Source organism: Ancylobacter terrae (assembly GCF_045108345.1).
In the GTDB taxonomy this organism is placed as follows: domain Bacteria; phylum Pseudomonadota; class Alphaproteobacteria; order Rhizobiales; family Xanthobacteraceae; genus Ancylobacter.
In genome coordinates this window covers 62,172-75,346 of record NZ_JBJGXH010000001.1, presented here as the reverse complement: position 1 = coordinate 75,346, position 13,175 = coordinate 62,172, and the positions used below count along the sequence as shown (strand labels likewise).

General features: G+C 70.4%; 16 protein-coding genes. 9 read left to right on the top strand and 7 right to left on the bottom strand.

Annotated features, from left to right (window positions below; genetic code table 11):
* Positions 1-6: 6 nt before the first annotated feature.
* Both ACEUEL_RS00370 and aztA read right to left on the bottom strand, forming a co-directional pair.
* Positions 7-879, bottom strand: coding sequence for a metal ABC transporter permease (locus ACEUEL_RS00370; protein WP_405700993.1), 873 nt, complete (start codon positions 877-879; stop codon positions 7-9).
* Positions 876-1,613: a zinc ABC transporter ATP-binding protein AztA gene (aztA, locus tag ACEUEL_RS00365; protein ID WP_405700991.1), complete on the bottom strand. Its 738-nt coding sequence runs from the start codon at positions 1,611-1,613 to the stop codon at positions 876-878. Before aztA ends, ACEUEL_RS00370 begins: the two co-directional genes overlap by 4 nt.
* A 591-nt stretch (positions 1,614-2,204) precedes the next feature.
* Between aztA and ppa the strand changes: the two genes are divergently transcribed.
* Positions 2,205-2,735, top strand: a complete 531-nt coding sequence (gene ppa / locus ACEUEL_RS00360) for an inorganic diphosphatase (protein ID WP_405700990.1) — start codon at positions 2,205-2,207, stop codon at positions 2,733-2,735.
* Between the two features lie 143 nt (positions 2,736-2,878).
* Here ppa and ACEUEL_RS00355 read toward each other — a convergent pair whose 3' ends face one another.
* From ACEUEL_RS00355 to ACEUEL_RS00340, 4 genes are all read right to left on the bottom strand, one after another.
* Positions 2,879-3,028 (bottom strand): hypothetical protein, encoded by a 150-nt coding sequence (locus ACEUEL_RS00355; RefSeq protein WP_405700988.1) that lies wholly within the window; start codon positions 3,026-3,028, stop codon positions 2,879-2,881.
* A gap of 45 nt (positions 3,029-3,073) precedes the next feature.
* Entirely contained in the window at positions 3,074-3,427 is a 354-nt protein-coding gene (locus tag ACEUEL_RS00350; protein WP_405700986.1) for a hypothetical protein, read from the bottom strand.
* Between the two features lie 103 nt (positions 3,428-3,530).
* Positions 3,531-4,562: an Ldh family oxidoreductase gene (locus ACEUEL_RS00345; protein WP_405700984.1), complete on the bottom strand. Its 1,032-nt coding sequence runs from the start codon at positions 4,560-4,562 to the stop codon at positions 3,531-3,533.
* Positions 4,559-5,392 carry a creatininase family protein gene (locus tag ACEUEL_RS00340; protein ID WP_405700982.1) on the bottom strand — a complete coding sequence of 278 codons (834 nt, stop codon included), beginning with the start codon at positions 5,390-5,392 and terminating at the stop codon, positions 4,559-4,561. Before ACEUEL_RS00340 ends, ACEUEL_RS00345 begins: the two co-directional genes overlap by 4 nt.
* A 157-nt stretch (positions 5,393-5,549) precedes the next feature.
* Between ACEUEL_RS00340 and ACEUEL_RS00335 the strand changes: the two genes are divergently transcribed.
* Positions 5,550-6,017: a MarR family winged helix-turn-helix transcriptional regulator gene (locus ACEUEL_RS00335; protein WP_405700980.1), complete on the top strand. Its 468-nt coding sequence runs from the start codon at positions 5,550-5,552 to the stop codon at positions 6,015-6,017.
* Between the two features lie 17 nt (positions 6,018-6,034).
* Positions 6,035-6,436: a DUF1398 domain-containing protein gene (locus ACEUEL_RS00330; protein WP_405700977.1), complete on the top strand. Its 402-nt coding sequence runs from the start codon at positions 6,035-6,037 to the stop codon at positions 6,434-6,436.
* Between the two features lie 7 nt (positions 6,437-6,443).
* Here the strand turns inward: ACEUEL_RS00330 and ACEUEL_RS00325 are convergent, their stop codons facing one another.
* Positions 6,444-6,830 carry a RidA family protein gene (locus ACEUEL_RS00325; protein WP_405700976.1) on the bottom strand — a complete coding sequence of 129 codons (387 nt, stop codon included), beginning with the start codon at positions 6,828-6,830 and terminating at the stop codon, positions 6,444-6,446.
* A gap of 187 nt (positions 6,831-7,017) precedes the next feature.
* Here ACEUEL_RS00325 and ACEUEL_RS00320 point away from each other — a divergent pair, with 187 nt between their 5' ends.
* The 6 genes from ACEUEL_RS00320 to ACEUEL_RS00295 all read left to right on the top strand — a co-directional run bounded on the left by ACEUEL_RS00320 (position 7,018) and on the right by ACEUEL_RS00295 (position 13,141).
* The gene (locus ACEUEL_RS00320) at positions 7,018-8,025 is read left to right on the top strand and encodes an ABC transporter substrate-binding protein (protein ID WP_405700974.1); all 1,008 of its coding nucleotides are present in this window, start codon (positions 7,018-7,020) and stop codon (positions 8,023-8,025) included.
* Between the two features lie 212 nt (positions 8,026-8,237).
* Positions 8,238-8,993 (top strand): ABC transporter ATP-binding protein, encoded by a 756-nt coding sequence (locus ACEUEL_RS00315; RefSeq protein WP_405700972.1) that lies wholly within the window; start codon positions 8,238-8,240, stop codon positions 8,991-8,993.
* On the top strand, positions 8,993-9,847 hold the full coding sequence (locus tag ACEUEL_RS00310; protein WP_405700970.1) for an ABC transporter permease: 855 nt from the start codon (positions 8,993-8,995) through the stop codon (positions 9,845-9,847). The genes ACEUEL_RS00315 and ACEUEL_RS00310 overlap by 1 nt, the downstream gene beginning before the upstream one ends.
* A gap of 2 nt (positions 9,848-9,849) precedes the next feature.
* The gene (locus ACEUEL_RS00305) at positions 9,850-11,145 is read left to right on the top strand and encodes a cytosine deaminase (protein ID WP_405700968.1); all 1,296 of its coding nucleotides are present in this window, start codon (positions 9,850-9,852) and stop codon (positions 11,143-11,145) included.
* The gene (locus ACEUEL_RS00300; RefSeq protein ID WP_405700967.1) at positions 11,142-12,554 is read left to right on the top strand and encodes an FAD-binding oxidoreductase; all 1,413 of its coding nucleotides are present in this window, start codon (positions 11,142-11,144) and stop codon (positions 12,552-12,554) included. Before ACEUEL_RS00305 ends, ACEUEL_RS00300 begins: the two co-directional genes overlap by 4 nt.
* Positions 12,554-13,141 carry an NAD(P)H-dependent oxidoreductase gene (locus ACEUEL_RS00295; RefSeq protein ID WP_405700965.1) on the top strand — a complete coding sequence of 196 codons (588 nt, stop codon included), beginning with the start codon at positions 12,554-12,556 and terminating at the stop codon, positions 13,139-13,141. Before ACEUEL_RS00300 ends, ACEUEL_RS00295 begins: the two co-directional genes overlap by 1 nt.
* Positions 13,142-13,175 lie beyond the last annotated feature (34 nt).

Below are 13,175 nucleotides of genomic sequence, written 5' to 3'. Positions count from 1 at the left end.
CCTGTTTCAGGCTTCGAGGTGCCGGCGCGGCACGAGGCGCGGAAGCAGCCCGCCAATGGGGCCGAACAGCACCGAAAGCGCATAGACACAGCCGGCGACGAGGATGACGGCGGGCCCTGACGGCACGCCGGCGTGATAGGAGACCAGCAGCCCGAGGGCGCCCGAACCGAGCGCGATCAGCGTCGCCGTGGCGACCATTGCGGTCAGGTCCGTCACCCAGAAGCGGGCCGCGGCGGCCGGCAGCATCATCAGGCCGACGGCGAGCAGCGTGCCGAGCGCATGGAAGCCGCCGACGAGGTTGAGGACGACCAGCGCGAGGAAGGCGAGATGGGTCGGCGCACCCGCCCGGCTCACCGACCGCAGGAAGCCGGGATCGACGCATTCCATCACCAGCGGCCGCCACAGCAGCGCCAGAACGAGAAGCGACAGCGAGGAGATCGAGACGATCAGCAGCAGCGTTGCGTCGTCCAGCGCCAGCACGGTGCCGAACAGCACATGCAGCAGGTCGACATTCGAGCCGCGCAGCGAGACCAGCATCACGCCGAGCGCCAGCGAGATCAGGTAGAAGGCCGCCAGCGCGGCGTCCTCCTTCATCTGCGTCGCCCGCGCCACCGCGCCGGCGCCGAGCGCGACCGCAAAGCCCGCGACGATGCCGCCCAGCGTCATGGCGAACAGATTCAGCCCGGCGGCGAGGAAGCCGACCGCCGCGCCCGGCAGGATGGCGTGCGCCATCACGTCGCCGGTCAGGCTCATCCGCCGCAGCATCAGCAGCACGCCGACCGGACCGGCGCCCACCGCCAGCGCCAGCACGCCGACCAGGGCGCGGCGCATGAAGTCGAACTCGGCAAAGGGGGCAACGAGAAGATCGTAGGGGTTCATGCCGCCATCCCCGGCGCACAGACCGCCGCCGCCTCGTCCCAGGCCTCGCACATGCGCCGCGCCGTGAGCAGGTGAGGCGGTGTCAGCACCTCCGACGTCGCCCCCCAGGCGACGCAGGATCGAGCCAGCAGAAGGGTTTGCGGGAAATGCGCGCGGACCAGGTCGAGGTCGTGCAGCACGGCGACGACCGTGCGCCCCTCGCCATGCCAGCGGCGCACCAGGGAGGTCAGATCGGCCACCGTCGCCTCGTCGAGAGCCGCGAAGGGTTCGTCGAGCAGGATCAGGCGGGCGTCCTGCAGGAGCAGGCGGGCGAACAGGGCGCGCTGCATCTGCCCGCCCGAGAGCGTGCCGATCGGGCGCCCCTCGAAGCCGGCGAGGCTGACGCTCGCGAGCGCGGCGGCGACCGCCTCGCGCCCCGCGCGCCCCACCCCGCCGAACAGGCCGGTCCGGCGCCACAGCCCGGTCGCCACCAGTTCCTGCACGCTGATCGGGAAGGACCGGTCGATCTCCGCCGCCTGCGGCAGATAGGCAACCGTCCCGCCGGCGACCGACAGGCGGCCCGACAACGGGCGAAGCGCACCGGCTATCCCTTTGAGCAGCGTCGATTTTCCAGCCCCGTTCGGGCCGCAGAGCGCCAGCAGCGAGCCTTCCGGCACCGCGCCGGTGAGATGATGCACCGCCGGATGCCGGTCATAGCCGAGCGTCAGGTCGTCGAAAGCCAGCGCCGGTTTCACGAGCCGCTCCCGGCGATCACCCAGAGCGTGAGGCCCCAGATCACGGCACAGATCGGCACCACGATGGCGAGCCGCTGCGCGGCCGAGAGCGGCATCAGCGAGAAGCGCGCCGGCGCGGCGTGGAGCGGATGATGGGAATGAATTCCGGTTCGATGAGGTGGATGGTCGGACCGATCAGACCGGCCGGAACGATCGGCGATCTCCGTTCCGGCCCCCGAATGATCATGACCGCCGGCACCCTGCGCATGGCCGTTCACTTGGCCGTGCGCGTGATCATGCGGGTGCCTGTGGTCCCGCTCGGCGGCGGAAGGCAGGGCCCGTTGCGGTGCGAGCAGGGTCGGCGATGGCGGCATGATGGCGTCGGGCGTCCCGTCTGCGCCGGATCGGCGTCGGCGAGAGTGATACAACATATCGGCCGGCCGCGTCCAGCCTCGGGATACATTGTATCGTGGATGCGCCGGCGCCGGCGGCAGGACCGGCATCTTCTACGAATTGACGCAGTGCATCATCTCGACGGCGCGCTTCTGGCAACCTATAGGAAGCGACGCTTTGCCGGGCCCGCCCGGCCCTTCCGAGCTGGAGCCAAGATCAATGGACATCTCTCGCGTCACGGCCGGCGACAACCCGCCCGAGGAAATCCACGCCTTCATCGAGATCCCGCTCGGCGGCCAGCCCGTCAAGTACGAGCTCGACAAGGATTCCGGCGCGCTGATGGTCGACCGCTTCCTGCACACGGCGATGTTCTATCCCGGCAATTACGGCTTCATCCCGCAGACGCTGGCCGATGACGGCGACCCGCTCGACGTGATCGTGCTCGCCCCCGTCTCGCTGGTCCCGGGCTGCGTCGTGCCCTGCCGCCCGATCGGCGTGCTGCTGATGGCCGACGAGAAGGGCCAGGACGAGAAGATCCTCGCCGTGCCGGCCGACCGCGTCCACCCATTCTATGCGGGCGTGAAGAGCTACAGCGAGCTGCCCCCGCTCATTGTCGAGCAGGTGGCGCACTTCTTCACCCACTACAAGGACCTCGAGCGCGGCAAGAAGGTCTCGGTGGCCGACTGGGCCCCGACTGAGCTCGCCAAGGACATCATCCGCAAGTCCATCGCCGCGGGCATGAAGAAGTAGGCCGCGACCGCAGCTGCTTCGAGGACGGCTTATCGGCGGCGGCGATCTCCATCGCTCGCCGCTGACACCGACGACCGTGTTCATCGACCCGCACCGGCTGGAGCGGCTGGAAGGCCGGCGCGTGCTGCCGGCCGGGGACGTGATCACGGCACCGTCTCGGCCGAGCTCGCCGTGATGGAGACGATCGGCGCGGACGTGGTCGGCGTCGTCACCGCCGTCCGGGAAACCCATGTCGGGTCGGCAAGCCCGGCGCGCCCAGGCCAGACGCGGCCGAGCGTGGGGGGATACCGCACGCCGAACCCTCGTCCGGCCCCCGGCGTCGTCGACAGGCGGCGAGGCTACTTCTTCACCAGCACCGAATTGTTGCGGGCGGGCGAGCCGTTCTGGCCGATGCCGGCGGCGACGATGGTGGCGCTCTTGCCGTCCTTCGAGGTCATGGTCGCCTTCCAGCCGCCGTCGTCTTGGATGGTGACGGTGTTCGCCCCCACCGTCGAGCCGGTCACCTTGCGGCCGAAGCCGTTGTTCAGCCACTTCGTGACCTTGCCGCCGGAAATCACCACGGTCGACGGGTTCCCGAGATTGCTCTGGCCACTCCAGGTGCCATTCCAGTTCACCGGATCGGCAGCGGCGACGGCGCAGGAAAGAACGCCCGCCGCGGCGAAGGCCACGGCGCCCAGGATGACACGGTTCATATGGATTGCCCCCGAACCCGCCGGATGGCGGGCAAAGGAAGGCGACCACAGAATCCTTGCGCTGTAAAGGGTAACGAGGTGCCGGCTCGCTCGTTTCGCCGCCTCACGCCGCCTCGAAGCCGATCCCGGCCAGCGCGGCGCGCAGGGCGGACGGCAGCCGCACCCCCTCGAGCGCGGCCTTCTCGCGATTGGCGAGGCGGCGCGTACCGGGAAGTCGGGCGCCGGGTTCGGACTCGATGGCGTGAGCGAGCCGCTCCAGATGATCGAGGAAGGCCGGTCCGGCGAGACGGCCGGGATCGATCACCACCAGCGTCTGGCCGATCGCGGCCGGCGGGCCCTCGCCATCGAAGAAGCTCGGGGAATCGAACGAGAAGGTCGCCGCATTGAGCGCCGCCGAGAGCACCTCGATGACGAAGGCGAGCGCCGTGCCCTTGGCCTCGCCCATCGGCACCATCGTGCCGGCCAGCCCCGCCTTGGCGTCGGTGGTGGGGTTGCCGTCGCCGTCGAGCGCCCACCCTGCCGGGATCGCCTCCCCGCGCTGGGCGGCGGCGAGGATGTTGCCGCGCGCCACCCGCGCGACCGAGAGGTCGACCAGAGCCGGCGGCCGGCCCTTCAGCGGCGTGGCGAAGGCGAGCGGATTGGTGCCGAACAGTGCCCGCCGCCCGCCCCACGGGGCGATCGAGGCGGTGGCGTTGGCGAAGGCGAGTGCGACCAGCCCGCGCCCGGCCAGCACCTCGACCGGCTGGCCGGCGACGCCGAAATGGCTGGAGCGGCGGAAGCCGACGAGGGCGATGCCCGCCTCGCGCGCCACCTGTTCGGCCGGATCGAGCACCATGTCGATGGCGGGGTAGGAGAAGCCGTTGCCGGCATCGACCGCCAGCACGGCGGGGGCGACACGGCGGAGCTGCGGCACCGCATGGCCGTCGATCTTGCCGGCCGCGGCCATGGCCGCGTAGCTCGGCAGCCGGGCGAGGCCGTGACTGCCGAGCCCGTCGGCCTCCGCCGCCACCAGCGCCCGTGCCGTCGCCGCGGCATTGGCCGGCGCGGTGCCGAAGCGCTCCAGCACCGCGCCCGCATAGGCCCGCGCCTCGTCGAGGGTAACCCGGCGCTCGGGAAAAGGGTGAGCGGCGTTCATCGGGCGACTCCCGTGCCGAGAGGTCCGGCCGGCAGCCGGTCGAGATCGAAGCGGGCGACGTCGGCGAGCAGCTCGACGAAGGCACGGGCGCCGAAGGCGGCGCAGGCGGCGCCCTTGTCCGGGCTCGCCTCGGTGGCGTCGCCCATCGCGCCCGAGGCGCTGATGTCCTGCGACATCCAGCCGAAGCCCGCCGGCGATCCGGCGCGCAGATAGGTGAACTCCTGCTCCATGCCCAGCGTCGCCGGGGCGAAGTCGGCGATCGCGTCCTCGCGTACCGTGTCGGGGCGGAACGCCATCATCAGCGCCGTCTCGACGCCGCCGGCATGGATGCCGTGGACGCGTTCGCGCGGGGTGAACAGGCCCTCCGGATAGCCGAAACGATGCCAGGAGACGGTGACCGCCAGCATGCCGAGCCGGGCGCGCAGGTCGCGGGCGACGATGTCGAGGATCGGCACGTTGCCGCCATGGGAATTGACGATGACCAGCTTGCGCACGCCGGCGCGGTGGACGCTCTCGCCGATCTCGGCCCAGGCGCGGATGACGGTCTCGGCGGACAGCGAGAGCGTGCCGGGAAAGTCGTCATGCTCGTTCGACTTGCCGATCGCCTGCAGCGGCAGGAATACCGCCGGGCTCTCCTCCGGCAGCAGCCGGTGCACCTCGCCGAGATAGCCCTCGGCGATCATGGCGTCGACACCGACCGGCAGATGCGGCCCGTGCTGCTCCACCGCCGCCACCGGCAGCACGGCGATCCATTCGGAAGTGTCGGCGTTGGCGAAATCGGTCCAGGTGAGCTCGGTCCAGAAGCGCTTGGGCGGGCGGGCGGCGGGCATGGCGGCCTTCGGTCTCGATCCGGCGGGATGGAGCGCCTTCTAGGCCAAATGCCGCGCCGCCGCCAGCCGCGCGGGCGGGATCGGCGCATAGTTGACTAGGAAACTAATGGTGGTTAGTTTCCTAGTCAATCAATCGAGTGCCCGCCCTGGAGCCGTCATGCCTGCCGAGGCCCCGCCCGCGCCGTCACCCCTCACCGCCCATCTCGGCTATTGGCTCCGCCTCGTCTCGAATCATGTCTCGCACGCCTTCGCGCGGCAGATCGAGGCGCGCGGCGTCACCGTCGCCGAATGGGTGCTGCTGCGCGAACTCCACGATGCCGAGGCGCTCAGCCCCAGCCGGCTGGCGGCGCGGCTCGGCCTGACCCGCGGCGCGGTGACCAAGCTGGCCGACCGCCTCATCGCCAAGGAGCTCCTCGCCCGTCACGCCAACCGCGACGACGCGCGCGCGCAGTTCCTGTCGCTGACCCCGGCGGGACGCGCCCTGGTGCCCGACCTCGCGGCGGCGGCGGACTCGAACGACGCCGCCTTCTTCGGCCATCTCGGCGAGGCGGAACGGCGCCGTCTGGAAGCGACGCTGCGCGCCCTCGTCGACCATCACGCCCTCCCCGGCACCCCGATCGACTGATCCTGCGGAGACCCGCCATGCCCCCCGATACGCACGCCGTCATCGCCCGCTGCAACGCCGCGTCCCATGACGGCACGATGAGCTTCCCGCAGATCGTCGGCGCGCTCGGCGCGGCGGGCGTCGAATCCTATGTCTGCGACCTCAGGCGGGCGACCAAGACCTACTACCTGCCCTCCGGCGAAAGCCTCGAACTGCCCGCGGGCAAGCCCTATGCGGTCGCCGAGCGCTTCGACGAGGCCGGGGTCGCCGCCGCCATCCGCGAGGCGCAGGCGAACGGGCCCGGTTACAGCTATGACGGCTTCTGCGTGAGGATCGCCGCCGCCGGCTGCGCCGGCTACATCGTCTCGCTGCTCGGCCGGCGCGCGGTCTATCTCGGCCGCACCGGCGAGAGCCATGTCGAGCTCTTCCCCGGCACCTGAGGCCGCCTCACGCCCGCGCGGCCAGCGCCTCGATCTCGACCTTGAACTCCGGCCGGGTGAAGCCGGAGACGATCATCAGCGTCGAGGCCGGCGGGGGATCGGCGACGAAGCGGTCGCGCGCCGCCATGTAGCCGGGCATATGCGCGCGGTCCGTGACATAGGCGTTGAGCCGCACCACGTCGGCCGGTCCCATGCCGGCCTCCTCGAGGCACACGGCGATGGCGCGGAAGCACAGCTCCGCCTGCGCCTCCACGCTCTCGGGGATGGTGTCGTCCGGGCCGATGCCGAGCTGGCCCGACACCAGCAGCAGCCGCGCGCCGGCCGGCACCTCGACGGCATGGCTGTAGCGGGCGAAGGGACGGCGGATGGCGGCAGGCAGGAGATGATGCAGCATGGGGCGAGGCTAAGACATCGCGATAGCCGCTGAACAGCCCCCTCGCGCGGCCGCGTGCGGCATAAACCGATCGCGGCTCCCGCCGGTGGAAGGCGCGCGCGGGTATATGTGCATTCGCGAAAGGCTCGCCTAATATGCCGGCACATCCCTGCCGGCCGCCACCGGCCCCCGCCTTGAGGAGACCGCGATGCGCCTCGCCTTCCGCCCGCTTGCCCGCCTCGCCGCCCTGGCCGCGCTTGCCTTCGGCAGCGCCAGCGGCGCGCAGGCCGCCGACAAGGTGACCTTCGGCACCAACTGGGTGGCGCAGGCCGAGCATGGCGGCTTCTACCAGGCGCTGGCCGACGGCACCTATGCGAAATACGGGCTCGACGTGACGATCCTGCCGGGCGGGCCGCAGGCCAACAACCGGCTGCTGCTCCCGGTCGGCAAGATCGACTTCTACATGGGCGCCAACATGCTGCAGGCCTTCGCCTCGGTGGAGCAGAACATCCCCACCGTGATCGTCGCGGCGATGTTCCAGAAGGACCCGCAGGTGCTGATCGCCCACCCGGACGTCACCAAGTTCGAGCAGCTGAAGTCGAAGACCCTGTTCATCTCCAAGGAAGGCCTCGCCTCCTATTACCAGTGGCTGGTCAAGGATTTCGGCTTCTCCGAGAGCCAGGTGAAGCCCTACACCTTCAACGCCGCGCCCTTCCTCGCCGACAAGAACAGCGCCATGCAGGGCTACATCACCTCTGAGCCCTATGCGGTGGAGAAGGAGGGCGGCTTCAAGCCGAGCCTGTTCCTGCTCGCCGACCAGGGTTTCGACACCTATTCGACCACCATCGAGACCACCACCGCGCTGGTCGCTTCCAAGCCCGAGTTGGTGCAGCGCTTCGTCGATGCCTCGGTGATCGGCTGGTACACTTATCTCTACGGCGACAATTCGAAGGCCAATGCGCTGATCCGGAAGGATAATCCGGAGATGACGGATGCCATGATCGCGTTCTCGATCGAGAAGATGAAGCAATATGGCATCGTCGATTCCGGCGACACGCTGAAGCTCGGCATCGGCGCCATGACGGATGCCAAGATGAAGAGCTTCTTCGACAAGATGGTGCGCGCCAATGTGGTGAAGGGCAGCGTGGACTATGCGAAGTCCTACACGCTGCAATTCGTCAACAAGGGCGTCGGGCTGGACCTCAGGCCGAAGTGAGAGTCGCCGCTGTGCGGGCGATGAAGCCCGGTACGGGGCGCGACATCATGGCGTCATCCCGGACGGCTGAAGGCCGATCCGGGATCGCGGCCCGGAGAACGATCCCGGCTCTCCGCTACGCTCCGGCCGGGATGACCATGTGACCTATCCCGGGCCGACCGTCCCTGTCTCGTCCGGCATCGATCGATCCCGCAACCAACCGACGTCCCCTTATGGCCTCTTCCCCCCTCCTGCACCTCGCCGGCGTCGGCAAGTCCTTCCCGAACGGCGTGACCGCGCTCGGCGGCCTCGACATGGAGGTGCGCGAGGGCGAGTTCCTGTCGCTGCTCGGCCCGTCGGGCTGCGGCAAGTCGACCGCGCTGCGCCTCATGGCCGGCCTCGCCGAGCCGAGCGAGGGACGCATCGACTGGCGGGACGGCCGGCGGCCCTCGATCGGCTTCGTGTTCCAGGAGCCGACGCTGATGCCGTGGGCCAGCGTGTTCGGCAATGTCCACCTGCCGTTGAAGCTCGCCGGCCAGAGCCGCGCGGCGGCCGAGCCGGCGATCCTGGAATCGCTCCGCCTCGTCGGGCTCGAAAACTTCGCGGATGCCTATCCGCGCGAACTCTCCGGCGGCATGAAGATGCGCGTCTCGATCGCCCGGGCGCTGGTCACCCGGCCGCGCCTCTTGCTGATGGACGAGCCCTTCGCCGCGCTCGACGAGATCACCCGGTTCAAGCTGAACAACGACCTGCTGGCGCTGTGGCGGGCGGTGGGCTGCACCATCGTGTTCGTGACGCATTCGGTGTTCGAATCCGTCTACCTGTCGAGCCGCATCCTGGTCTTCCGCGCCCGCCCCGGCCGCGTCGCGGCGGAACTCGCCATCGACCCCGCCTTGCCCCGCGACGAGGCGTTCCGCACCTCGCCCGACTATGCAGCGCTGTGCCGGCGCACCTCGCTGGCGCTGGCCGGCGCCATGGAGCCGGCCTGATGGCGGCGGTGGAGGCCCGCACCGGAGTCGATTCTGGCGGGCGCGCCACGGGCGAGAGCCCGCGCCTCGACCTTGCCCGCTCGCCGCTGCGCTTCCTGCTGCCGCTGGCGGTGGTGGCCGCCGTCATCCTCAGCTGGGACCTCGTGGTGCGGCTGAACAACCTGCCGCCCTATATCCTGCCCGGCCCCGGCCTCGTGCTGGAGACGCTGGTGAAGGACCGCGTCGTGCTGTTCGGCTCGCTGCTGGTGACATTGCGCATCACCCTGCTGGCGCTGCTGGCGGCGGTGGTCGGCGGCGTCGGCCTCGCCATCCTGTTCGCCTCGGCGCGGATCATCGAGCTGTCGCTGTTCCCGCTCGCGGTGATCCTGCAGGTGACGCCGGTGGTGGCGATCGCGCCGCTGATGCTGATCTATCTCGATCCCGGCACGGCGGTGCTGGTCTGCGCCTTCATCGTCGCCTTCTTCCCCATCCTCGCCAACACGACGCTAGGGCTCAATTCGGTCGACCCGAACCTGCGCGATCTGTTCGTGCTGTCCGGCGCCGGGCGCTGGCAGACGCTGCGCTATCTGCGCCTGCCGGCCGCCCTGCCCTATTTCCTCGGCGGCCTCAGGATCGGCGGCGGCCTCGCGCTGATCGGCGCCATCGTCGCCGAGATCGCGGCGGGCTCGGCCGGGCAAGGTTCGGGCCTCGCCTTCCGCATCGTCGAATCCGGCTACCGGCTCAACATCCCGCGCATGTTCGCGGCGCTGGCGCTGATCTCGCTGACGGGGATCGTCATCTATCTGGTGCTGACCCTCATCTCCTGGCTGGCGCTGCGGCGCTGGCACGAGAGTGCGCTGGGCGCGGGAAACTGAGCATGGCCCTCGACCTCGCCCCCCTCCCCACGCGCTACGTGCTCACTGGAACGCGCGTGCCGGCCTGCCTGCTCGACGCACCAGGGCCGGCCGATGCCGAGGGACTGGCGCGGGCGGAGATCGCGATCGTCGACGGGCGCTTCGCCGCGGCCGGAGACCACGCGGAACTGCCCCGCCTCGACCTCGCCGGGCGGCTCGTCCTGCCCGGCCTCGTCGACATCCACACCCATCTCGACAAGGCCTTCATCTGGCCGCGCGCGCCGAACCCGGACGGCACTTTCATAGGGGCGATCAGCGCCGTCGCCGCCGACCGGCAGGCCCGCTGGCGCGCGGACGACGTCGCCGCCCGTATGGAGTTCGCCCTGCGCTGCGCCCATGCGCGGGGCACGGTGGCGATCCGCACCCATCTCGACAGCATCGGCCCGCAGACGGCGATCTCGTGGGAGGTGTTCGACGACCTGCGCGCCCGCTGGGCCGGGCGCATCGCACTGCAGGCGGTGAGCTTGGTGCCGCCAGAGCATGTGCTGGAGGACGCGCTGTTCGCGCCGGTGCTGGAGGCGGCCCGGCGCCATGGCGGCGCGCTCGGTGTCGTCGCGCAGGCCGGCCCGCGGGTCGCGCCGGCGCTGGAGCGGCTGTTCGCGGCGGCCGAGGCGCACGGGCTCGACCTCGACCTCCATCTCGACGAGACCGGCGATCCCGCCTCTCACGCGCTCAGGACCACCGCCGAGATCGCCATCCGCCGCCGCTTCGCGGGCCGCATCCTCGCCGGCCATTGCTGCTCGCTGGCGGTGCAGGCGGCCGGCGAGGCGGGCCGCACGCTCGACCTCGTGGCGCAGGCGGGGATCGGCGTCGTGTCGCTGCCGCTGTGCAACCTCTATCTCCAGGACCGCGCGAGCGGCCGCACCCCGCGCTGGCGCGGGCTCACCCTGCTGCACGAGATGAAGGCGCGCGGCATCCCGGTGATGGTCGCCAGCGACAATGTCCGCGATCCCTTCTACGCCTATGGCGATTTCGACCTCGTCGAGGTGCTGCGCGCCGCCACCCGCATCGGCCATCTCGACCACCCCTTCGCCGACTGGCCGGCGACGATCGCCGCCACCCCCGCCGCCGCCATGGGGGTCGATGCCGGGCGCATCGCGGCAGGCCGCCCCGCCGACCTGATCCTGTTCGAGGCGACGAGCCTCAACGAGCTGATGTCGCGCCCCGGCGCCGCGCGCACCGTGCTGCGCGCCGGCCGTGCGATCGACACGACGCCACCCGACTACCGTGAACTCGACGCGCTGATGGAGCCCGCATGAGCCCGCGCCACGACATCGCGACGCTGAAGACGCGGCTGTACGGCATCCGGCTGGAGGAGAACCCGGCTCTGGTGCGCCAGAAGAGCCGTGATTTCTACTGGTACTCGCCGGTGCTGAAGCACCAGCTCGACGCCGTCACCGCCGACATCGTCGCCTTCGCCGCGAGCGAGGCCGATGTCGTGCGCATCCTCGCCGAATGCCATGCACTGGCCATCCCGGTGACCCCGCGCGGGGCCGGCACCGGCAATTACGGCCAGGCCATGCCGCTCGCCGGCGGCGTGCTGCTCGACCTTTCCGGCCTCGACAAGGTGCTCGCCATCGCCCCCGGGCGGGTGACGGCGCAGGCGGGCGCCATCATCGCCGACATCGACGCGGCGACGCGCGCGCATAGCGGGCAGGAACTGCGCCTCCACCCCTCCACCGCCCGCACCGCGACGATCGGCGGCTTCATCGCCGGCGGCTCGGGCGGGGTCGGCTCGATCATGTGGGGCGGGCTGCGCGACCTCGGCAATGTGCTCAGCCTGCGCCTCGTCACCATGGAGGCAAACCCGCGCGTGCTCCACCTCACGGGCGCGGATATCGCCAAGGTCGCCCATGCCTACGGCACCAACGGCATCATCACCGAGGTGGAGATGCCGTTGGTGCCGGCGCATGACTGGATCGACATCATCGTCGGCTTCGATGATGTCGCCCGCGCCGCCGCCTTCGGCAACGCGCTCGGCGAGCAGGACGCGCTGGTCAAGAAGCTGGTCTCGGTGATCGCCGCGCCGATCCCGCAGGATTATTTCCTGCGTCATCGCAAATACCTTCCCGACGGCAAGCATGTGGCGCTGGTGATGATCGCGCCGATCGCACTCGACGGCTTCCTCGCCCTCATCGCACTGTGGGGCGGTGCGATCCTGTTCCGCTCGGACGCCGTTCCGCCGGAGGAGGCGCGCGGCCTGCCCCCGCTCTACGAACTGTCGTGGAACCACACCACGCTCCGGGCGTTGCGGGTCGATCCCGCCATCACCTATCTGCAGGTGCTCTATCCGTTCCCGAACCAGCTCGACCTCGTCGCCCGCCTTCATGCCGAGCTGGGCGACGAAGTGCCGGCGCATCTGGAATTCGTCCGCTTCGACGGGAAGATCACCTGCTTCGGCCTGCCGCTGGTGCGCTTCACCAGCGAGGAGCGGCTCGACGCCATCATCGCGGTCCATGAGACGATGGGCGCGCCGATCTTCAATCCCCACCGCTACACGCTGGAGGAAGGCGGCATGAAGCAGACCGACGCGGCGCAGCTCACCTTCAAGCGCGAGGCCGATCCGGCCGGGCTGCTCAACCCCGGCAAGATGATCGCCTTCGAGGATCCCGCTTTCGACTATGGCGCGCAGCGCACCTATCTCTTCCACGGCCTGGGAGCCGGCTGATGCGCGTGCTCGTCGTCTATTGCCACCCCGTCCCCGAGAGCTTCGGCGCCGGGCTGCGCGACGCCGTGCTGCGCGGACTGGGGCGGGCCGGGCACGAGGCGGAGCTGCTCGACCTCTACGCCGCGGACTTCCAGCCGGTGCTGACGACGCAGGAGCGCCGCGACTACCACACGCCCGGCGTCAATCTCGTGCCGGTCGCCGGCGAGGTGGCGCAGATCAAGCGGGCCGACGCGCTGGTCTTCGTGTTCCCGACCTGGTGGTACGGGCCGCCGGCCATGCTGAAAGGCTGGATGGACCGCGTGCTGGTGCCCTACGAGACCTTCGGCATGCCCCAGCCCTTCCGCCCGCTGGAGCGCAAGCTGACCAACATCCGCCTGGTCGCGGCGGTGACGACGCTCGGCTCGCCCTGGTGGTGGTGGCGCTGGATCGGCCAGCCGGGCCGGCGCATCGTGCTCGACGGCGTCGGCGGCATCGTCCACCCGCGCGCCCGCCGGCTGTGGCTCGCGCTGCACTCGATGGATTCGGCGAGTGCGGCGAAGCGGCAGGCCTTCCTCGCCCGCGTCGAGGCCCGCTTCGCCGGCTTGTAATCTCTTTACCGCGACTTCGGTATTACTTTGACGG

What these genes read in the sequence shown, in the direction of transcription:
- ppa (WP_405700990.1), top strand. Translation starts at nt 2,205, where the DNA reads ATGGACATCTCTCGCGTCACGGCCGGCGACAACCCGCCCGAGGAAATC.
- ACEUEL_RS00295 (WP_405700965.1), top strand. Translation starts at nt 12,554, where the DNA reads ATGCGCGTGCTCGTCGTCTATTGCCACCCCGTCCCCGAGAGCTTCGGC.
- ACEUEL_RS00335 (WP_405700980.1), top strand. Translation starts at nt 5,550, where the DNA reads ATGCCTGCCGAGGCCCCGCCCGCGCCGTCACCCCTCACCGCCCATCTC.
- ACEUEL_RS00320 (WP_405700974.1), top strand. Translation starts at nt 7,018, where the DNA reads ATGCGCCTCGCCTTCCGCCCGCTTGCCCGCCTCGCCGCCCTGGCCGCG.
- ACEUEL_RS00305 (WP_405700968.1), top strand. Translation starts at nt 9,850, where the DNA reads ATGGCCCTCGACCTCGCCCCCCTCCCCACGCGCTACGTGCTCACTGGA.
- ACEUEL_RS00370 (WP_405700993.1), bottom strand. Translation starts at nt 879, where the DNA reads ATGAACCCCTACGATCTTCTCGTTGCCCCCTTTGCCGAGTTCGACTTC.
- ACEUEL_RS00310 (WP_405700970.1), top strand. Translation starts at nt 8,993, where the DNA reads ATGGCGGCGGTGGAGGCCCGCACCGGAGTCGATTCTGGCGGGCGCGCC.
- ACEUEL_RS00315 (WP_405700972.1), top strand. Translation starts at nt 8,238, where the DNA reads ATGGCCTCTTCCCCCCTCCTGCACCTCGCCGGCGTCGGCAAGTCCTTC.
- ACEUEL_RS00330 (WP_405700977.1), top strand. Translation starts at nt 6,035, where the DNA reads ATGCCCCCCGATACGCACGCCGTCATCGCCCGCTGCAACGCCGCGTCC.
- ACEUEL_RS00340 (WP_405700982.1), bottom strand. Translation starts at nt 5,392, where the DNA reads ATGCCCGCCGCCCGCCCGCCCAAGCGCTTCTGGACCGAGCTCACCTGG.
- ACEUEL_RS00350 (WP_405700986.1), bottom strand. Translation starts at nt 3,427, where the DNA reads ATGAACCGTGTCATCCTGGGCGCCGTGGCCTTCGCCGCGGCGGGCGTT.
- ACEUEL_RS00300 (WP_405700967.1), top strand. Translation starts at nt 11,142, where the DNA reads ATGAGCCCGCGCCACGACATCGCGACGCTGAAGACGCGGCTGTACGGC.
- ACEUEL_RS00345 (WP_405700984.1), bottom strand. Translation starts at nt 4,562, where the DNA reads ATGAACGCCGCTCACCCTTTTCCCGAGCGCCGGGTTACCCTCGACGAG.
- ACEUEL_RS00325 (WP_405700976.1), bottom strand. Translation starts at nt 6,830, where the DNA reads ATGCTGCATCATCTCCTGCCTGCCGCCATCCGCCGTCCCTTCGCCCGC.